The sequence below is a fragment of the Nocardia sp. NPDC050408 genome, assembly GCF_044458905.1.
Classification (GTDB): Bacteria; Actinomycetota; Actinomycetes; order Mycobacteriales; family Mycobacteriaceae; genus Nocardia.
Genome location: NZ_JBITIL010000004.1, coordinates 173663 through 193464 on the forward strand (window position 1 = coordinate 173663; position 19802 = coordinate 193464).

General features: G+C 64.2%; 19 protein-coding genes. 12 read left to right on the forward strand and 7 right to left on the reverse strand.

The genetic code is table 11. The features are described from left to right. Window positions 1–176: 176 nt before the first annotated feature. Both ACIBJI_RS14055 and ACIBJI_RS14060 read right to left on the reverse strand, forming a co-directional pair. Window positions 177–449 carry a hypothetical protein gene (locus ACIBJI_RS14055; protein WP_364349757.1) on the reverse strand — a complete coding sequence of 91 codons (273 nt, stop codon included), beginning with the start codon at window positions 447–449 and terminating at the stop codon, window positions 177–179. A 27-nt stretch (window positions 450–476) separates the two neighbouring features. Next, window positions 477–1535 (reverse strand): endonuclease/exonuclease/phosphatase family protein, encoded by a 1059-nt coding sequence (locus tag ACIBJI_RS14060; protein WP_364349760.1) that lies wholly within the window; start codon window positions 1533–1535, stop codon window positions 477–479. A gap of 257 nt (window positions 1536–1792) precedes the next feature. On the opposite strand from ACIBJI_RS14060, the gene ACIBJI_RS14065 reads away from it, so the two are divergent. The 5 genes from ACIBJI_RS14065 (at window position 1793) to ACIBJI_RS14085 (ending at window position 4524) form a co-directional block, all read left to right on the forward strand. Further along, window positions 1793–1996: a cold-shock protein gene (locus ACIBJI_RS14065; protein WP_327099590.1), complete on the forward strand. Its 204-nt coding sequence runs from the start codon at window positions 1793–1795 to the stop codon at window positions 1994–1996. A gap of 428 nt (window positions 1997–2424) precedes the next feature. After that, on the forward strand, window positions 2425–2613 hold the full coding sequence (locus ACIBJI_RS14070) for a ferredoxin (RefSeq protein WP_397084405.1): 189 nt from the start codon (window positions 2425–2427) through the stop codon (window positions 2611–2613). An 88-nt stretch (window positions 2614–2701) separates the two neighbouring features. Then, window positions 2702–3133 carry a nuclear transport factor 2 family protein gene (locus tag ACIBJI_RS14075; protein ID WP_364349767.1) on the forward strand — a complete coding sequence of 144 codons (432 nt, stop codon included), beginning with the start codon at window positions 2702–2704 and terminating at the stop codon, window positions 3131–3133. Between the two features lie 113 nt (window positions 3134–3246). Beyond that, the gene (locus tag ACIBJI_RS14080) at window positions 3247–3855 is read left to right on the forward strand and encodes a TetR family transcriptional regulator (RefSeq protein ID WP_364349770.1); all 609 of its coding nucleotides are present in this window, start codon (window positions 3247–3249) and stop codon (window positions 3853–3855) included. 42 nt (window positions 3856–3897) lie between these two features. Continuing rightward, window positions 3898–4524: a helix-turn-helix domain-containing protein gene (locus ACIBJI_RS14085; protein ID WP_364349773.1), complete on the forward strand. Its 627-nt coding sequence runs from the start codon at window positions 3898–3900 to the stop codon at window positions 4522–4524. Here the strand turns inward: ACIBJI_RS14085 and ACIBJI_RS14090 are convergent. Further along, the gene (locus ACIBJI_RS14090; RefSeq protein WP_364349776.1) at window positions 4488–5564 is read right to left on the reverse strand and encodes an XdhC family protein; all 1077 of its coding nucleotides are present in this window, start codon (window positions 5562–5564) and stop codon (window positions 4488–4490) included. The genes ACIBJI_RS14085 and ACIBJI_RS14090 overlap by 37 nt on opposite strands. A gap of 352 nt (window positions 5565–5916) precedes the next feature. On the opposite strand from ACIBJI_RS14090, the gene ACIBJI_RS14095 reads away from it, so the two are divergent. The 6 genes from ACIBJI_RS14095 (at window position 5917) to ACIBJI_RS14120 (ending at window position 12110) form a co-directional block, all read left to right on the forward strand. Further along, window positions 5917–8262, forward strand: a complete 2346-nt coding sequence (locus ACIBJI_RS14095; protein WP_397084408.1) for a xanthine dehydrogenase family protein molybdopterin-binding subunit — start codon at window positions 5917–5919, stop codon at window positions 8260–8262. Next, window positions 8259–9134 carry a xanthine dehydrogenase family protein subunit M gene (locus ACIBJI_RS14100; protein ID WP_364349780.1) on the forward strand — a complete coding sequence of 292 codons (876 nt, stop codon included), beginning with the start codon at window positions 8259–8261 and terminating at the stop codon, window positions 9132–9134. The genes ACIBJI_RS14095 and ACIBJI_RS14100 overlap by 4 nt, the downstream gene beginning before the upstream one ends. Next, window positions 9127–9618, forward strand: a complete 492-nt coding sequence (locus ACIBJI_RS14105; protein ID WP_364349782.1) for a (2Fe-2S)-binding protein — start codon at window positions 9127–9129, stop codon at window positions 9616–9618. The genes ACIBJI_RS14100 and ACIBJI_RS14105 overlap by 8 nt, the downstream gene beginning before the upstream one ends. Continuing rightward, on the forward strand, window positions 9615–10295 hold the full coding sequence (locus ACIBJI_RS14110) for an SRPBCC family protein (RefSeq protein ID WP_397084410.1): 681 nt from the start codon (window positions 9615–9617) through the stop codon (window positions 10293–10295). Before ACIBJI_RS14105 ends, ACIBJI_RS14110 begins: the two co-directional genes overlap by 4 nt. A gap of 5 nt (window positions 10296–10300) precedes the next feature. Then, window positions 10301–11137, forward strand: a complete 837-nt coding sequence (locus tag ACIBJI_RS14115) for a mycofactocin-coupled SDR family oxidoreductase (RefSeq protein WP_397084412.1) — start codon at window positions 10301–10303, stop codon at window positions 11135–11137. Window positions 11138–11291: 154 nt separating this feature from the next. Beyond that, the gene (locus ACIBJI_RS14120) at window positions 11292–12110 is read left to right on the forward strand and encodes an NAD(P)-dependent oxidoreductase (protein WP_396954926.1); all 819 of its coding nucleotides are present in this window, start codon (window positions 11292–11294) and stop codon (window positions 12108–12110) included. A gap of 68 nt (window positions 12111–12178) precedes the next feature. On the opposite strand, the gene ACIBJI_RS14125 is transcribed toward ACIBJI_RS14120, so the two are convergent. Further along, window positions 12179–12823 carry a hypothetical protein gene (locus tag ACIBJI_RS14125; RefSeq protein WP_397084414.1) on the reverse strand — a complete coding sequence of 215 codons (645 nt, stop codon included), beginning with the start codon at window positions 12821–12823 and terminating at the stop codon, window positions 12179–12181. A 456-nt stretch (window positions 12824–13279) separates the two neighbouring features. Next, complete coding sequence (locus ACIBJI_RS14130) at window positions 13280–15166, reverse strand: hypothetical protein (protein WP_397084416.1); 1887 nt, start codon at window positions 15164–15166, stop codon at window positions 13280–13282. Window positions 15167–15334: 168 nt separating this feature from the next. Here ACIBJI_RS14130 and ACIBJI_RS14135 point away from each other — a divergent pair, with 168 nt between their 5' ends. Beyond that, entirely contained in the window at window positions 15335–15754 is a 420-nt protein-coding gene (locus ACIBJI_RS14135; protein WP_327099085.1) for a winged helix DNA-binding protein, read from the forward strand. Between the two features lie 377 nt (window positions 15755–16131). Here the strand turns inward: ACIBJI_RS14135 and ACIBJI_RS14140 are convergent, their stop codons facing one another. Together ACIBJI_RS14140 and ACIBJI_RS14145 are read right to left on the reverse strand one after the other, a co-directional pair. Next, a complete protein-coding gene (locus ACIBJI_RS14140) occupies window positions 16132–16785 on the reverse strand; it encodes a TetR/AcrR family transcriptional regulator (RefSeq protein ID WP_397084418.1) in 654 nt (217 codons plus the stop codon). A gap of 9 nt (window positions 16786–16794) precedes the next feature. After that, complete coding sequence (locus tag ACIBJI_RS14145) at window positions 16795–19458, reverse strand: family 78 glycoside hydrolase catalytic domain (RefSeq protein WP_397084420.1); 2664 nt, start codon at window positions 19456–19458, stop codon at window positions 16795–16797. Between the last annotated feature and the right edge of the window lie 344 nt (window positions 19459–19802).

The following is a 19802-nucleotide window of genomic DNA, read 5'->3' on the forward strand; positions in this document are numbered from 1 at the left end:
ATTAATTGCATCGGTAAAAAATATCCCGGATACTGTTCAATACTGATCGCATCGCCCACCAATTGCATGAGTAGTGCGGTACCCGACTGCCGCAATCAGGTGCTGTCACTAATGTTCCAGAGAACACCAGCCGGACTCCCCAGGACGAATTCGGTGGGGTCGTCGATATTCCGGGATCAGTCGAACAGATGCCGTCCATGGCTCGGATGGCTGCGATGAACGGGCCGGTGTTTTATCGCACGCGGCCTGCGGATCGAGTACTCGGCGGGTGTTCGTACTGCATCCGCAGTACGCGCAACGGCCTTCACTCGCACGATGCCGACGACAGAGCCGACGTCCAGCGCGCCATGTCGAAACTGGGCGTCCAGAACCGCGCCCAACTCGTCGTGATCGCCTTCCAGCCCGGGCTGGTACGCGTCGAACCGCCACGGCAGGACGGCACCGGCCACCGGTGACATCCCGCGCAGGAAATGGCCTCAGTCGATGAGTTGGTATGTCGCCAAGATGCCTTTATGGTCGCTGCCCCACTGCGCTGGCGTGACGAGGAAATTGTCCTGGGTTGGTTCTTGCGCTCGGGTACCGCGCACGATGGACCCGCGCGGGCCGATGATGCCCACCGCAGACAGGCGCAGTGCGGCACCATGGGCGAAGATGTAGTCGACGCGGTCGCGTTCGTCGGCCTCGGGAGCCCAGGCGAGTTCGGAGACATCGACATCGACGTTGTCCGAGGGCCAGGTGAGGCCGGGATGGGTGGCCGGGTCCGGATACATCGATCGGTAGGCATCGATGAATCCGGCTTCGTGCAGGCGTCGAGTGGTCTCCCACGCCAACACCACACCGTTGTGATCGAACAAGTTCGCTGCGGCGGGCGTCCAGTCCAGTAGCGACGGCTCGTTCAGGTCGCCACCTATGATCACCGAGGCCCCGTCGGCGATCTCGGCTTTCGCGTCCGCGAGAAAGTTGCTGATGACTTCGGGGCGGTCCGAAGCCGCGTTGACCCGCTGAATCACGGCGGCGTCGGTCATGGGGCCGTCCGGCAGCTTGTTCCACTCGTGCTCGGCGAACTCACCGGGCGCCGGGGCCCCGGGTCCGTACCCTCGGGGCAGGTTGGAGGCGTACCAGCGATACTCCAGGTGTGCGGAGTAGACGGTAAGGCGCTTTCCGTCAATGTTCAACCGCGCCTTGACCATCCATTGCAGATCGGCGCTGTCCTGGACCGTAGACACCGACAGAATTCCCGTGTCGTGCGAGGCGACGGCGTTGAATTCGTGCCCCCGCCGCGCCAGTTCGGCCGCGACGGCGGTCGTCGCTTCGGTTGCCTCCGAGAGCAGCACGACCGATGCCTGTGTCGAGATGATGAGATCAGTGATCAGTTGAATACCATTGGAGACTTTGCTGCCACTGTGCCACGTGTTCAATGCGAGCACCCGGATCTCTAGCGGCGCGGGTGCAGTAGCGACAACGGACATCACCGCACCGGCCGCGAGCGCTCCGCCCGCTCCCGCCGACCCCATGTCCTCGTTGCTTCGCGTCATCAACCCATCATCGCCTCTATCGAAATGCCAGCTATTGCGAGCAGTGTTGCAGCAGGTCCAGGGCTCAGGTGGGGTACCGACGCTCATCTCCGGGGCGCCAGAGGGATGGTCGCGCGTCGGTGACCGTACCGGCGCTGAGGGTTGGTTGGATCACACTATGCGTATTCTGCCGTGAATCCATGGGACGATTGTCCGGTGAGATCAGGCTTATCGACGTGATCCGCTTGGCTCATCTACAGAAAAGAATGAAGTAAGCAATGACTCAAGGCAGTGTGAAGTGGTTCAACGCCGAAAAGGGCTTCGGTTTTATCGCGCAGGACGGTGGCGGCCCTGACGTCTTCGTGCACTACTCCGCCGTATCCGGCTCGGGATTCAAGTCCCTCGAAGAAGGACAGCGCGTGGAGTTCGAGGTCGGACAAGGACAGAAGGGCCCGCAGGCCCAGGACGTCCGCGCTATCTGATCGACGCGGCTCACAACAGCCCCGCACCCTCAGGGTGCGGGGCTGTTGCGTGTTTCGGGGCGATGAATGCGGCGCTGCTGACCCCGGACAGCACCAACTCGGGCTGGCTTCGCACCGGTGTGCGGTGCGCGTCGGCGTGCTCGTCGGGAGTGCGATTCGCTACCTCCCGACCATCCACAGTGCCGCGATCAGGAGCGGCTACGGTGATCGGACCAGTTGACGTTCTTACTTCACGAGAATATTGTTGCCACATATTGAGAGTAAGATTCTCCCGGATTCGCGAAGCGGCGGCCCGGCGTGGACTGCGAAGTCCGTGGCTCTGACAACCGTAGTGCGCAATGGAGCGACGAAGGGGCGTGCCGACCTTCGTTCCGGCGCGGCCGAATCGGGTTGCACGTGGAGTTCGATGTAGGGAAGGGAGGTGCCGGATGAAGGTCTCCGTCGACTCGGATCGTTGTCGGGGTCACGGCGTCTGCACCGGTCTGTGTCCGCAGGTGTTCGCCATCAACGACGACGGCTATGCCCAGGTCCAGATGTCCGACGTACCGGAGGAGTTCAGCGAGGCGGTCGAATCTGCTGCGCAGGCCTGCCCCGAACAGGCAATCGAGACGAGTTGAGTCGCAGCGTGGTGTCGATGATGTCGGACGAATACGCTCGCAGCGGGCCCCTTGAAATTCCTATCACCATTACCGATCAGGAACGCAGATGACCACCGCCACAGAACTGCTCGCTGACCGGATCGCGGTCGTCGACATCGTGACCGCATACTCCACTGCCCTCGACAATCGCGACTGGCTGCTGTTCGAGAGCCTGTTTACGCCAGACGCCGTCTGGGATTACTCGGCGGCCGAGCAGCGGTGTACCGGCCCCGCCCAGATCCTCGCACGAGTTCGGGCGGGGATCGAAAGGCTCGATGCCACTCAACATTTCGTTACCAACCATGTCGTGACGATCACCGGAGACGAGGCCGCCCACAGCTGCTACTACCTGGCCCAGCATATGCGCGGCGATGAACGCTTCCTCGCGGCCGGTCGCTATCAGGATCTGCTGCGTCGCACCGAGTCCGGCTGGCGGATCGCGTCCCGGTTGTTGTCGAGCACCTGGACTGACGGTAATCCCGGTGTCGTGCTGCCATAAGGTCCCTGAGTGAACCAGTGAGTAGGCATACGCCGCAATGTGCTTGTGGCAGGCTTGAAAGCGCCTGCCACCTGCGCGAGCTGTGAAACGAACTGTTTCGTTACAATGATTTCGTGGCATACGATTCGGCTGCGACCAAGGAACGGATTCTCGCTGCCGCTACGACAGAGTTCGCCGAATACGGCATTGCCGGGGCGCGAGTGGATCGCATCGCGGCCAATGCCAAGGCCAACAAGCGTGCGATCTACGACTACTTCGGCGACAAGAAGGCATTGTTCGCGGTGGTCCTGGAACGGTCGATGGCGGAACTGGCTCGGGCGGTACCGCTCGACGAGTCCGACCTGGGCAATTATGCTGTCCGGCTGTTCGACTACCACCAGGCGCATCCGCGGGCGCTGCGATTGGTGATGTGGGAGGCGCTCGAAATGGGGGCTGGTCTGGTTCCCGACGAACCGGCACGCACCGAACACTATGCGGACAAAGTCCGGGCCGCGCGGGCCGCGATGGGTTCAGGTGAGCGTGATCCCCGAACGCTGGTCTTCCTGATTCTCGCGATGGTCGACTGGAGTTTGGCCCTGCCACAGTTGCGGCGGATGCTGTTCGGACCGGAATACCCGGCGGACCGCCTGCGCCCCGCCATCGCCGACGCGGTTCGCGTGCTCACCGAGCATTTTGCCGCCGGGGATGACCGATCAGGAGCGAGCGGCGCGCTGACCGCGTGAGTCAGCCGCTGCTGTCCGACTGCCCAGTGATAGCCTCGCGTCATGTCCACCCGCAGGCGAGGCGCGAAGGACTCGGCGACGCGGCGCACTCTTCTGGAAGCCACTGCCCGGGTCATGACCGAGGAGGGGTACGCAGCCGCGACGACCCGCCGAGTGGCCGTCGAGGCGGGTGTCAAGCCGGCGTTGGTGCACTACTACTTCCCAACCTTGGAGGATTTGTTCCTCGCGGTCTTCAGTGAAGGAACCGAGGCCAACTTCGAACGCCAAATGCAAGCGCTGACCTCGGATCGGCCGCTGCATGCCCTGTGGGAACTGTCCCGAGATCCGCGCGGCAACGCGCTGATGCAGGAGTTCATCGCGCTGGCCAACCATCGCAAGGCAATTCGTACCGAGCTGATGGCTTATGCGCGGCGGTACCGGGAAATCCAGGTCACCGCTTTCACATTCATCCTGCGGGAGCGCCGGATCGATGCCGCGCAGATTACGCCGGTGACGCTGTCGATGCTGCTCTCAGGCCTGCCGCGAATCATGGTGACGGAAGCCAACTTCGGTTTCGACATGGGTCATGACGAGATGCTCGCTCTGGTCGAACACTACCTCGACATCTTGGAACCACCGGCGGCTGCCGCAGGTCAGGCCGGTGACGGCTGCGTATCCGACACGGCGTGAATAGGTCGGTTCGTCGCGGACAACGGCCGGGTCGACCCACCGCGCCGCACGGCGACGATCTCTGCGGCGATCGCCACCGCGATCTCCTCGGGAGTCCGTCCGCCCAGTTCCAAACCGATCGGTGAGTGCAGACGACGCAGCTCGGGTTCGGTGAGACCTGCTGCCCGCAAACGTGACCGACGATCTGCATCGGCGCGGCGTGAGCCCATCGCACCGACGTATCCGATCGGTAGCCGCAATGCCAGCTGCAGGACCGGAATATCGAACTTCGGATCGTGTGTCAGCACGCACACCGCTGTGCGCGAATCAACCGTGGTGCGGCCTAGATACCGATGCGGCCAGTCCACGACCACCTCGTCGGCGTCGGGGAATCGCGCCTGCGTAGTGAACACCGATCGCGCATCGCAAATGGTGACCCGGTAACCAAGCAATCGCCCGACCCGGCACAGTGTGGCGCTGAAATCGGTTGCCCCGCAAACGATCAGGCGTGGCTGCGAGCCGAAGGACTCGATGAACACTGTGCGTTGGGCATCCTCGCATCCGATTACCCGGACGCCGGATGAGTCCGCGTCGAGCATGCCCAAAGCCTGCTGCACCACTGCCGGATCGAACTTCGTGCCGGCAGTTTCTCGTAGTCCGACGGCGCTGATCTCGCCCGTTCTCAGATCGCGAACCAGAGATATCGGATGCTCGGCTCGCACGACCGCTTCGATGGCCGGGTACTCCTGGGCGGTGACTCGATGGACGAGAACCGCGACCTCGCCACCACAGGTGAGCCCGACCGCGAAGGCGTCGGAATCGCTGTAGCCGAACGTCTCCCGCGCCGGCGTACCCGACCGCAGTACCTGACGGCAGAGGTCGTAGACGGCCGCTTCCACGCAGCCGCCCGAGATGCTGCCGATGACGGCGCCGGCGTCGTTCACGGCCATAGTCGCGCCGGGCAGCCGTGGCGCGCTTCCGGTTACGTCGACAACCGTGGCTACGGCATACGAGGCGCGCTGCGCATGCCATTGCAGCAGCTGTGCCGACAATTCGCGCATGATCATCCTCTCGAGCCGTACCAGGGTGAGAATATCATTCTCATATCCGACATACACCCATATTGACAGGCGTTCGAGTCCGATGCTAGACAGTTGGACAGCACGATATAGATCCAAAGAGCCGCGCCGACAGGACCGCCGCGGATGACGGATCCGGGTCGCTCGATTCGATCGAGCAGCGCAACGCCGTCCACTTGGAGGCGGGGCTAGAGCTGAGGAAAAGCGGTATGCGCCGATGTCGCGCGAAGCCATCCGATGTACATGGAGGCCAAATGCACGAACCGAAGTACCGGGGTAGTCGAGCACCTGGGCGTTGGTCGATCGCACGGCATACCGAGGAAAAGGGTGAGCGGTGAGTACCGCACAAACCAGGGCCGATACCTATGCCGGTACACGCGTCCGCCGGATCGAGGATTTGAGGCTGCTCACGGGCGCCGGATCATTCGTCGATGATGTGTCGCGGCCGGGGATGCTGCACGCCTGCTTTGTGCGCAGTCCACTGCCCCGCGCCCGGATCACCGGAATAGATACCACGGAAGCTGTTGCGCTCGACGGGGTTTACGCTGTCTTTCTGGCCGCGGACCTCAATCTCGGCGTGCACGATCAGTCGTACCGGATCGATGGGCCGCACCTGCCTGCGTCGAATTGGCCGCCGCTGGCCGAGGACGAGGTCCGGTTCGTCGGGGATCCGGTCGCGCTGGTTGTCGCCTCCGACCGATATCTAGCCGAAGACGCGGCGGAGTTGGTCGTGGTCGACTACGAGCCGATGCCTGCCGTGGTCGATTACACGACGGCAGAAGGTTCGCAGGCCCTCGTGCACGCCCGTTTTCCGCGGAACGTCGCCGGCCAGCTGTCCGGTCGGCCGGCCGAAGAGATGGCGCCGCTGTTCGATGCCGCACCGAATGTGGTGCGGCAGACCATCTTTCAGCAGGCGTATACGCCAGTGCCGATGGAGACCCGTGGCGTGGTCGCGGAGTGGTCGGCATCGGCCCGTGAGATGACGATCTGGACCTCGACCCAGGCGCCGCACGAGGTGCGCGGCTTCTGCGCCCGGCTGCTCGGTGTCGACGAGCATCGGGTGCGAGTCATAGTGCGCGACACTGGAGGTGGCTTCGGGCAGAAGGTGGTGGTCCAGCGCGAAGACATCTGTGTCATGCTGGCGGCGACGAAGGTACCGGTCGCGCTGAAATGGATCGAGGACCGGCAGGAACACCTGATCTCAGCGGGGCTGGCACGCCAGGACCATGGCGAGGCCCGCATGGCCTTCGGCCGGGACGGCACGATTCTGGCCGCCTCTCTCGACTACGTGCAGAACGTCGGGGCGTATCCGGTGCCGTCGCCCATGACGGCCGCAGCAGTTGTCGGGATGCTGTTCCCCGGGCCGTATCGGGTGCCCGCGGCGACATTCACGATGAAGATGCTGTACTCCAACACTGCCGGGCGAGTGGCGTATCGCGGACCGTGGCAGTTCGAATCGATGGCGCGGGAGGTGTTGCTCGACACCGCCGCACGGCGACTGGGCATCGACCCGGCCGAGTTGCGCCGCCGGAACATGTTGCGCCGCGAGGACCTGCCGCTACTCAACCCGAGCGGCATGCGGTACAGCGATGTCACCCCGCTGGAGACGTTCGAGCAGGCGCTCGGGATGCTCGATTATCCGGCCTTCCGCCGTGAGCAGGAACTGGCTCGCGCGCAGGGCCGCTTCCTCGGCGTCGGCACCTGTACATATCTGGAGCCGACCGCAGCGTCGACCCCGTACCACGGCACAGAAGGCGCGACGATCCGCATCGAGCCCTCGGGCAAGGTCAACGTATATCTCGCCGGTGGATCCTCGGGAAACAGCCTGGAGACAACCGCGATTCAGCTGACCGCCGACGCACTCGGTGTGGACATCGCAGATGTCCACACCATCCAGGGTGATACGGCTGTGACACCGTTCGGGGCCGGCACCGGCGGCAGCCGTTCCGGCTCGATGGTGGCAGGGGCGATCGCCGAGACGGCATCGGTACTGCGGGAACGGATTGTGGCCATCGCAGCCCATCGCTTGGGTGTGGCGGTCGACGAGGTGGAGTTCACGCACGGGCGGGCCATGGTGCGCGGGGCGCCCGATGCCGAATTGTCGTTGCCCGAGATCTCCGCAATTGCCTATTTTCAGCCGGATGCGCTGCCGTCGGGCATTCCTGCGGGATTGGAATGTAGCGGGCGCTATCGAGCGCAGAGCCCGATGATCTGGGCCAACGCGACCCACCTGTGCACGTGCGAAGTCGACATCGAGACCGGCGAGGTCACACTGCTGCGCTACATCGTCAGCGAGGACTGCGGCCCCATGATCAACCCCAGTGTGGTGGAGGGCCAGATCTACGGCGGCACGGTGCAGGGCATCGGTGGGGCGCTCTACGAGAATCTCGCCTACGACGAGAGTGGAAACCCTGTCGCCACCACTTTCATGGACTACTTGATTCCGACGGCCACGGAGGTGCCGGTCATCGAGCTCGGTCACATCGAAACACCGGGACCGGGGCCCGGCGGCTACAAGGGGGTCGGGGAGGGCGGCGCGATCGGTTCCTCGCCGGCCGTGGTCAACGCGGTCGCGGATGCGCTGGCCCCGTTCGGTGTGGAAATCTCCCGGCTGCCGCTCACCCCCGCTGCGATCCTCGCGTTGATCGATGCGGCTGATACCCGGGCGGTGACAGCGTGAAGCCGGCAGCGTTCGAGTACCATGCGCCGGCCACTGCGCAGGAGGCGGTCGAACTGTTGGCCGAACTCGGCGACGGAGCCAAGGCGATCGCCGGTGGGCAGAGCCTGATGCCGATGCTCATCCTTCGCCTCGCGGTCTTCGACCACCTCGTCGACTTGCGCCGCCTGAAGGAATTGCGCGGCATCGACAGTCGCGATGATTCAGTGTGGATCGGTGCCGGAACAACGCATTCCGCGGTCGGCAAGTCCGCGGAAATCCGCGGATCGGTCCCACTATTGTCGCGGGCGACCCCGCTGATCGGCCATTTCCAGATCCGCAACCGTGGCACCATCGGTGGATCAATCGCCCATGCCGATGCGGCGGCCGAATATCCGGCGGTGGCGCTGACACTCGATGCGGAGCTCGAAGCGCTGTCACCGCGCGGGCGCCGGAGGATCGCCGTAGCCGAATTCTTCACCGGGATGTGGAGCACCGAACTGGCCGAAGATGAACTGCTGACCGGCATCGTGTTTCCGGTACGGCAGGGGCGGTGCGGCTTTGCGATCGAGGAATTCGCCCGTCGCAGCGGCGATTTCGCTATCGCGGGCGCCACGGTCGCGGTGCGTCTGGATGCGGATTCGCGCATCGACTGGTGTGCGATCGGATTGTTCGGACTCGGACCGATGGCGGTACGAGCGGGTGCGGCCGAGGTCGAGTTGATCGGTCGTGCCGCAAGCGAGGTGGACCCCGGGGACGTCGGACGTACCGCGGTGTCCGGGCTGGATTCGGTGCCGTCGGATCTACATGGATCAGCCGACTATCGCCGCCGCGTCGGTGCGGTCATGGTGGCGCGGGCGTGGCGGCGTGCGGTGCAGGAGGCTAGTGATGACTGATGTCGAAATTCAAGTGCGGGTCAATGGGATTGCGCGGCGTAAGGTCGTGCCACCCCGGCGTACCCTCGCCGATTTCCTGCGGATCGACTGCGGGCTGACCGGCACCCATCTCGGCTGCGAGCACGGGGTTTGCGGGGCCTGCACGGTACTGCTGGATGGGGACGCGGTACGGGCCTGCCTGGTTTTCGCTGTACAGGCCGACGGCGCCGAGATCACAACCGTGGAGGGGATGGCCGCGGCCGACGGTGAGCTGTCGCCCGTGCAAGCCGCGTTACGGGAGCACCATGGCCTGCAATGTGGTTTCTGCACACCGGGTTTCGTCGTCACGGCGACCGCATTCCTGCGCGACAATCCGCATCCCACGGACCAGGAGATTCGCGCGGCCATATCCGGAAACCTGTGCCGCTGCACGGGGTACCAGGGGATCATCAAGGCCGTCCGGGCGGCGGCGGAAAAGAGCAGCATTGTGAAGGACCCCGCATGAAGCTCGAGAACACCTTCAGCATTCCCGTCCCGGTGTCGGACGCGTGGAACGTGCTGCTCGACATCGAGCGGATCGCGCCCTGTGTGCCCGGGGCCATGCTCACGGGGAAGGACGACGGCGGCTACACCGGCAAGATCAAAGTCAAACTCGGTCCCGTCGGTCTGACCTATACCGGCGTTATCAAATTCCGGTCGACCGACGAGGCAACCAAGGTCGCCGTGCTCGAGGGCGGCGGGCGAGAAGCTCGTGGCAATGGCACCGCGCACGCCGTCATCACCTGCCGACTGGCGGAATCCGACGGTGCTACCGACGTTGTCGTGGAGACCGACCTGGCTATCACCGGCAAGCCCGCGCAGTTCGGTCGCGGCACCCTGGCCGAGGTGGCCGGCACGCTCATCGGCCGGTTCGCCGCGAACCTGGCCAAGGAGATCACCGCCGCCGAGGACCGGGATTCGGCGGAAGTCGTTGCACTGGAGTCGGATTCCGAAGACGACGGCAATGCGGTCGGCGCCGGGGTGACGGCGTCGGCTACCGCGCCGCGCGTAGCGGCCGACCCCATCGACCTGCTCGAAGCGGCCGGTATGGGCCGCTTGAAGCGGTTCGGTCCGCCGGCGGTGGCATTCCTACTGGCGCTGAACATTGTGGTGTTGCTTCGCCGCCGCCACCGTGAAAGGTGAGACAGATGGCTGGAAGAGTTGATGGCAAGGTCGCCTTCATTACCGGTGCCGCCCGCGGGCAGGGTCGTGCCCACGCCGTGCGCCTCGCCCAAGAGGGCGCCGACATTATCTGCGTCGATGTCTGCAAGCAGCTCGATGGCGTCATCATTCCAATGTCGACGCCGGCGGATCTGGCCGAGACTGTCGACCAGGTGCAGGCGCTCGGCCGCCGAATCATCGCCGCCGAGGTGGATGTGCGCGACTACGACGCGATGAAAGCGGTCGTCGACGAGGGCGTCGCGCAGTTCGGACGGCTCGACATCGTGGTGGCGAACGCCGGCCTGGGCAGCGAAGGCAAGCGGCTCGACCGGATGAGTGAGAAGGTCTGGCGCGACATGATCGATGTCAACCTGACCGGGGTCTGGCTCACTGCAAAGGCAGGCATCCCGCATCTCGTCGCGGGTGGTCGCGGCGGTTCCATCGTGATCACCAGCTCCAGCGGTGGTCTGCGCGCGCACCCGAACATCGGACATTACATCGCCGCCAAGCATGGCGTCATCGGTGTGATGCGAACGCTGGCAATAGAGCTGGGTGACAAGAGTATTCGCGTCAATGCGATCTGCCCGACCCAGGTCGGCACACCGCTGCTGCTCAATGACGAGACTTTCCGGATGTTTCGGCCCGACCTGGAGAACCCGACCAAGGAGGACTTCGCTCCGGCATCGCAGTCCATGCACGTACTGCCCACCCCTTGGGTCGATGCCGAAGACATCGCCAACGCGGCACTGTTCCTGGTCTCCGACGAGGCCAGGTTCATTACCGGTGTCGCCCTGCCGGTCGACGCCGGCATGCTGCTGAAGTAAGCCGAAGACCAAAGGAATTCGCGCTGCGAGTCGAGGCGATCGTCCGCAACCCGTTCGTCAACGTTCAGGTCATCCGGCTTGATGTCCACCCCGCTGGTGTGGATTTACCGGAGACCATCGACGTGAGTATTCGAATTCACCTGAAGGACTGACTATGCGCATAGGCTTTATCGGACTGGGCAGCCAGGGCGGACCCATGGCGCGCCGCATCATCGATGCGGGCTACCAGACCACATTGTGGGCGCGCAGACCAGAGACGCTGGCGGCGTTCGCGGACACCGGCGCTACGGTGGCGGCTTCTCCCGCCGCGCTCGCCGCGGCCAGCGATCTGGTGTGCGTGTGTGTGGTCGGCGACGCTGATGTCGTCGAGGTTGTCGACGGCGTGGAAGGGGTCCTGGCCGGACTGGCGAGTGGTGGCGTACTCGCGGTACACAGCACCGTGCATCCCGACACCTGCCGTGAGTTGGCGAAAAAAGCTGCAGCCCAGGGTATTTCGGTGTTAGACGCACCCGTGAGCGGCGGCGGGCAGGCCGCCGCCGAGCGCAGATTGTTGGTGATGGCCGGCGGCGAGACCGAGGTGGTCGAGCGTTGCCGGCCGGTGTTCGACACCTACGCTGGGCATGTCGTCCATCTCGGTGAACTGGGCGCCGGGCAGGTCGCCAAGCTGCTGAACAATCTGCTGTTCACGGCGAACCTCGCCACCGCCGCCACGACGTTCGACCTCGGACGCGAACTCGGTGTCGACACCACGCGGCTCGGTGAGGTCATCGCCCATGGCAGCGGAAACAGCGTTGCGCTGGGCACGATCGCGCCGCTGGCCGGAAGCCTTCAGCAGCTGGCAATCTACGCCGCCGACCTGTTGCGCAAGGACGTCGGACTGATAACCGATCTCGCTGTGCGAGCCGACGCGCCGAAGGGCCTGGTGCTCACGGCGGCCGAGACCACGCTTGCCCTGATGGACGAACTCCGCTGAGAGATATCGGATTTGCCAACAACTGCTGCGTCCTTCTCGGCACCCGGCGGCTCGTTCCAGCAGTCCGGCTACCGTGCGGCCGGAACGAGATCTCCGAAATCGCCACTTCCGGGATAGAGGGCGCAGTTGCGAAATCGCTCGGTCGGCTCGGCTGTATCCACCGCGGCGACGATGGCCGAGAGGGCGCGCAGTTTGAACGCCCGCGCGGCCACGCTGAGCCGGTGCTGCACCGAGTCGACCCGACGGTCGATTTCGGTGGGACACTCATCACCCCAGAGGATCACTTGATCGATCAGCATGTGATCGAAGACATCGAGCATCCCGTCCCGGACCCGGGCATCCGCGGCATATAGCCCGGCATCGATGGCGATGGTCTGTGGCAGTGGGCTTCGCACCCTCGACTCCAATGCCTCATCGAGGCCGACGAGCTGCACACCGAGAATGTCGAGCGGCCGGGTGTCCGTGTGATCCGCGATCATCGCGGTGACATCCCATCCAGCCATTACTCGATCGAAGAGCCAGCCGCCGGCATATCGGACGACCTCGGCAATTCCTGGCGCGACCACCACCAACTGATATCGCTGACGATGGTTGCGGGCCTCTGCTGCCGCGCGGGCGAGCGGGTGCGCTCGCCTGGCTTTGTGGGAAGTGAGATCAACGGGTCGAGCAGCCATCGGTGTTTCCATCTCGTCGAGCAAAGCGGTGATCGTCACGGCCCTGGTGCCGTGCCGATTCTGGAGCGGCGTCGTCCCGCACCGTTTCATCGACGGTCTTCGGGAGCGACATCGCTCCGTAGCCGATCGGGGGAGCGCGATGTCCGATTACTTGTATTCGGTCGACAGTGCGGCAAATGCTGAATTCGTCAGGCATTCGAAATGTGTCGCCATCCGTGCGGATTTATCGGACAGCTACCGAAAGGGGTGTGCCATTGGATCTCGGGACTCTGCGTTCGATCGCTACAGATACACCGTAAGTAGGTTTGCCGACTGTGACAAGGGACTCACCGAAGAATTTGTCGGCGCAGTTTCACAACTGCGCGCTGCATGAATCCTTCTTTCGAAGGCGCAACCAATCCGACGATTGCGAATCGCAACCGTCGGCTGTAATTCGCCCGAGATTGATATCTCCGGCGGTGGAATATCACGTCCGCCGCCGGAGATTCGTTCGGGCTATGCCCCGTTGGCTGGCTGTGTGTAGGTCGTCCCATCGATAGTGGTTGTCATGGTGCCCGTGGCTTGGAAGTTGTTTTCCAGCACTGCCGGTGACAGGGTGAATCCGCCGGGCTCACTGGTGACCTTGGTTCCCTGATGCCTGCCTGACACCTGCAGGTTCTCGTGCCAGGTGATCGCGGAGATCTGGGCGTCGGACCCGCGTTCCACGCTCTCGCTGCCGTTGATCGTGGCATCGGGGTCGTTCTGGAAATCGGTGTAGGTGACTTCGATCTTCGAGATCAGTGCCTTCGACGAGTCCTCGGTGATCATCACCTTCGCCTGGCCACCCTTCGCGCCATCGAGCGTGTAGGTCCCGCCGGGCAGGTGCGGGAATGCGGGCAGTGTGTCGCCGGGGTGGTACGGCAGGCCCCACGTCACATCCGGCGCCGACGCCACAGTGGGCGGTGGTGTCGGCCGGAGACCATCGAAACGGGCGATCATCACCCGGCTGTGGCGGCCACCCGGCTCGTTGGATGTCGGGCAGGGCAGCGGGTTGCTGCCACCGCAAGCCGGTGTTGTCACAAGGTTCTCCGCCCATATCGCTGCGGTACTGTCGGCCAGCCAGGCGGGGTCCGCGGCGGCGTTCCAGTTCGGTTCGCCCGGGGTGTCGATGTGCTCGCTGCGTCCGGAGTCGGCGTCGACCAGATACGGCAGGAAGAACCGGCGTTGCCCGTTATTGCGTATGCCGGAGATGTGTGCGGTGGTCGGCATCTGGTCGGTGATCGGCGGAATACCCCGCAGACCGGAGATGAAGTCCAGCCTGCCGGAACCGATCACCTGCTCCGACAGCAGGTATCTCCCGTCGGGTGAGGCGGAGTTCGGGTCGGTGTACATCGCGTGCCGGGTGATTGGCCGTGACTTTCCGGTGGCGTTGTCGGTAGCCCACAGGTCGATGCCGCCGGACTCGTAGCTCTGGATGCCGAGAGCGGATGTGCCGTCGGCGCTCCAGCCGCGGAACTCGCCGATCATTCCGGCCGGGTTGAACTTCAGCTGGTTGCCGTCGACCGTGTACGGCTGGAACTCGGGATCCGGGTTGTACATGGTCCGCACGTTGTCGATGTCGTAGCGGCTGTTCGCCTGATCGAATCTCAGTGTGCCCGCGAAGGCATACTCTGCGAGGACTTCCTTCGACGGCGGTATGTAGCTGAATCCGATGTGCTTGTCGTCCGGATTCAGGCGTGGTTCTCGCAGCGTGCCGGGTTTACCGGAGCCATCGTCCCAGTACAGCGGATAGGCGTGCAGTTGCGCCGGTGTGCATTCCTCATCGGCGAACTGGTACTGGCCGCAGTCGATGATGGCCGAGCCTGCCAGGGCCCGTTTACCGTCATGGAAACTGTTGAGCGCATACGTGAAATTGTTGTTGTCGCTCCAACTCGCCGGGTACGACACACCGCAGGTCAGGCACTTCCAGCCATCGCCGTTGGGGAACGTGTTGCGGTCGGTGTGTACCAGCAGCACCTGCGGGCCGTTGAAACTGCTGGCGGGCCCCGACGCCGGTGCGCCGGCGAGGACCGCGCCCACCAGCGCGTAATCACTCGAGGGGTAGTACGTACCCGCCGCGCCCAGCGCGCCCCAGGCAGGGCTGACGCAGCCGGTGTTGTGCGGGTTGACCGTCTCTGTGCACGAGCCCGCATCGGTGGACGGTGCCGTAGGCGGTACCGGTAACTCGCTGACGTCGGCCTTGATGTGCAGTTGATCGGATGGGTCCGCGGTCACCACGCTTGCCGGTGGTTCCGCCCACGCCGGCTGCCAGGACAGACTTGCCGACACCGACAGCACCACGACGGCGATGCGCCACCAGTGCCGGATCCGCCCAGCCGAACGAACGTGAGTCACATCGCCCATGTGCACCTACCTACAGTAATGCTCGCTACCTACTTTGGTAACGCTGTTATCGGAACACCGTAATGCGGATGCCCGAGGTGTGGATGCGATTCCGAAATAGTATCGGCACCGATACATTCATGATAATGCATCGACACCAATGGATGTATGATGCCCTATACTTGTCCAATGGACGGGAGACGGCTGCACCGGCTGGGTAGATATCTGATCGAGCTCGCGCGCCAGGCCGGTCTCGAATCCGCTGACGAACTTCCCCCGGAGGGGGAGATTGCCGTACTGGCCGATGTGATCGACAATCCGGGCAGTTCGGTCGGCGAGATTACCGAGCGGGTCGCATTCTCTCAGGGCCATGTATCCGACTGTGTCGCGCGGCTGGTCGACGATGCGCTCTTGGCCACCGACATCGACCCGGCCGACCGGCGGCGCACCCTCGTCTATCCAACCGATGTCCTGTTCAAGGCCATCGCACGACGAACCGCGCCGCGCATAGACGATGCCTTGGTTGCCGCACTGGGCGATCCGGTCGCGGCTCGCCGGGCGAAGGAACTGCTTGCCGAGCTCGCTGACGTGCTGCTGCCGGATCGATGATCGTGCCATCGTCACGCACGGACGTCGGAGGTCTGTAGGTGGAGCTACGCGCGAAGGGGCCTAATTCGCCAGCTGCGCTTTGTTGACAGCTGGCGGGCTGACTTTTCCTCGTCTCCGGTGATGAGTACCGGAGCGCCGACAGCCGAGAGTTTCGCGACAAATTCGCGGTGTTCACCGCAACACGGACGAGTGGCCGTGCCGTTCGGCGTCGGCGAAACCGCGCGGGATGCGGTCACCGCCGGCAAGAGGTGGATCAATACCGGACCCGATCCAGCTGGCGCCTATGAGATTTGAGCGCACGATGTGGACCGCGCCGATCCCCTCGACGGCCCTCGCATCCCGCGCAGCTACCTGAGCGGCGCGCGGCACATTCGTTGCTATCGGCCTGCTTCGCGTCTCAGGTAGGTGCGCCACGCTTCGAGCTCGAGGTCGAATAGGCGTTGTGCGGCTTCGTCGCGGCCATTGGTGTACTCGTCCATGATCTGAAGGCGTTGCAGAATGCCTATCGTGGCGTTGCCGAGCGCGATGGCAGTAGTCCGGGCATCAATATCCGCCTGGATCGATCCGTCGCGCCGACCTTCGTGCAGAAGATCCATCGGCAGTAGCAGTTCGCCGGTATACAACTTGCTGAATTCGGCACGCTGCTCGGGGGTGAGTCCATGGCGGCGGAAAGCGAAGTCGAAGTAGCTGAGAAAGCGAATGAGTTCTGGATGCTCCTTACTGGCGTCGAAGAGTGATCGGCAGCCTGCGATCAGGCGGTCCAAGCCGTTGATGTCGTCGGACTGCCCACGCTCGGCGTGTGCGCGAAGCCGACCGACGACGACACTGTGCGTGTGCACCATGGCGGCGCCCAGAGTCGGGAAATGCTTATAGAAGGTGCGCCTGCTCATGCCGGCCCGGTCCGCGATCTCGGCGATCGTGACCGGAGCGTCCGTCTCCGCGACCAGCGCAATGGTGGCCTCAGCGACCTCGGCCCGCTGCTGGTCACGAAAAATATCCCAATACTTGCGCGGGTCGGCGGGGGTCTGCATCGCGCCAGGCTACTCATTCATAGGCGTCACCGTCCCGGTCGCCGACAGCATCCACGTCGATACGCCCGGGGTGAGCTCGCGGTCCGCGAGCCTCGCCCGGATGCCGGCGGGCACGTGGACCGTGATGATCCAGCCCTCGCCCTGGCGCCGCCATGCACTGCCGAGGCGTCCGAACGGAGTCATGGTGGATGCGGCGACGTGATCGAGGCGTGCATCGAGCACGGGGCGGATGTGTACGTCGGTCCAGCCAGGGGCAATGCGTCGCAGTCCGGCGAGGTGCTCGTACATCCAGCGCGCGACGGCGCCGAGTGCGTAGTGGTTCTGCGAGCCGTTGGCCTTCCCGTTGTGCCTGCCCTGCCAGGTTTCGAGCATGGTCGTCGCCCCGGTCTTGACCTGGCCGAGCCAGGATGGATGCTCCTCCTGAAGGAGCAGATCTACCGCGATCTCGTCGTGGCCCGAGTCTGAGAGGCAGGTCAGGAGCAAGCCGGTCGACAGGAAGCCGGTAGCGAGTCTGCTGCCGTTGGCCCGGATCAGTTCGGCGAGGCGGCGTGCCGCGTGGTCTCGGGCATCGGTCGGCAGAAGGTCGAACATCAGCGGGCGGACGAGTTTGGCCTGGGAGATAACGCATGGTAGCCCCGCGCTGTCGAGGAATTCGGCACGGTAGGCGTCGCGGACATTGAGCCAGAGTTCTTCTAGCGCTTTGGCATGGGTGTCCTTGCCGAGGATGCGAGCGATCTGTGCGAGCAGATGCGCGGAGTAGGCGAAGTAGGCGGTTGCCACTTCGGCGTCGGGGTGGCTCGAGTTTTTCAAAAAGGTTTCCACCGAGGGGCCTTCGCCGCCAGGTTCAGTCCCCGGCTCGAGCCATTCGCCCCAGTGGAAACCGGTGTCGATGATGAATATCTCGTGAGCGAGGGCGGTGCCCGCGCGGTCGGGGTGACGATTGTTCGCCGCGCGGCGACGGCAGAATTCGACCCAGGCGACCATGGCGTCCCAGTTCTCGTCGAGGACGGCGGTGCGCCCGTAGTGCTGGTAAAGCGTCCACGGGATCAGAATGATCGCATCCCCCCAGCCGGCCGCACCCTTGCCTGGATACAAGCTTTCGGCCTCGGGCCTGATGAGTGTGTCACGGGGGATGCGATCGAGGACGGCGCCATCGGGGTCCTGTTGGAGGACGACGTCGCGCAGCCAGTCTTCCAAGAACAACCGTACGTCGGCGAGCAGGACCGCGGCGGGGGCGAAAACCTGCGCGTCACCGGTCCATCCCGAGCGCTCGCGGGTGGGGTCGTCGGTCGGGGCGTCTGTGAAGTTTCCGCGCATGCTCCACCGGATGTTCTCGTGCAGGCGCTCCAACCCGGCGTGGGAACTGTGGAATTCGCTGTAGTAGTCGAGGTCGGCGCCGATGACGAGCGCCGTGATGTGGTGGATCTGATCGACCGTCACGCCGTCGAGTTCGGCGTACCGGAAGCCGTGCAGGGTGAAGCGGGGCTCGAACACTTCCTCGGGGGTGCCGCCGAGAGTGTAGTGGTCGATCGGGTCGATGCGTGGGAGCATGCCGCCGCTCATGTCGAGGTAGTCGATGTCCAGATGCCCGTCCGGATTCAGGACTTCACTATGCGTGACGGTGATCTCCTGGCCACGGTCGCCGGATACGACGAGCCGAGTGACGCCGACGAGGTTCTGCCCGAAATCTACGACGATGCGGCCGTCGAGCTCTGTGATGCTGAGCGGCGGTCGTTCCTCCAGCAAACGCACCGGTTCGCTGACGGCGGCCACGACGCTGACCTGCGGGGCGAGGACGATCACCTGACGGCGGGATTCGGATGTGGGATGCGCGGCTTCTCCCATGGTCACACGGGCATCGATGCGCGTCCCCTCCTGCGGATCGGCCGTCACCAGGGGCCCGTCACTGCCGCGCCAGTCTGCATCGGTGCCCACCGTCACGATCGTGCCGTTGGCGCATTCGATTTCCAGCAGCGCCACAGAGGCCAGTTGATTACCGTAGACGGCGCGCGTTCCCTCGGCGCTGTTGCGGCCGCGGTAGCGTCCTTCGGCCAGGCGTAATTCGACAAAGTTCTCGCCGACGGTGACCGTGTCGGTGATGTCGTAGGCGCGGTACTCGACGCGACGGTCGAACGCCGCAAACCGGGGAGCGATGCTGTTCCCGGTCACGTCCGCGTCGTTGACAGAAAGTCCGTACCAGCCCAGCGCGGTCGCGTAGGCGCGAGCTCGTATGACCGAGCCGGGCACGGAGAAGCGTTTACGCAGATATTGGACCCGCGTCGGTTGATTCGGCGGTTCTGTGACCTCGAGGCCGATCCATCGTGCCAGTCGCGGAAGGTCGTTTCCGATGCCGGTCTCGAAGAAGGCAGGCCCGCTCCACACCTTTTCATCGCGACCGCTGAGCTGTATGCCAACACGCCAGAAATATCGGGTGCGGGGCTCCAGGGGTGGACCGTCATAGAGCACGGCCGGGATTGCTGGCGGTGTCCAATTCCTTGTCCAGACCGGCTCACGCGGCTCTGCAGCGCGGGTGAGTGCGATTGTCCCCGACTCGATTCGAGTGTCGGGATCCGCGCCCGCGGTCCGCCAGGAGAACTCGGGCGGCGTGTCCACGGCCAGCGGAAATGCGAGCCCCGAGGTTCGCAGGTGCTCGACGGTCGGAGAAAGTGGCATGAAAGAAATCCTTTGTTCATCGTGCGCGCGGAAGCGCCTACGGCCGAGCCGCATAAAGGGTATACATGATGTTACCCCTTTGGATGAGAATTCTGAGGAGTACAGCAGTCCGCGCTAGCGGCGATCGCCCTAGCCGGTGGTGGCACCGGAATCGGCGTGGTGCTGGGCCCCGTCGCGGGCGGAGTGCTCACCGATCACTACAGCTGGCGGTCGCTTTCGTGTGGAGTGTGGTGACGATCATCCCGTTCGCGCTGTGCGTGCCGGAGACCAAGCTGCGGGTGAAGAACAGCAGCGATATCGCCGGTGCGATGCCGCTCGGCGCTGGAGTCGGCGTGTGCTGATCG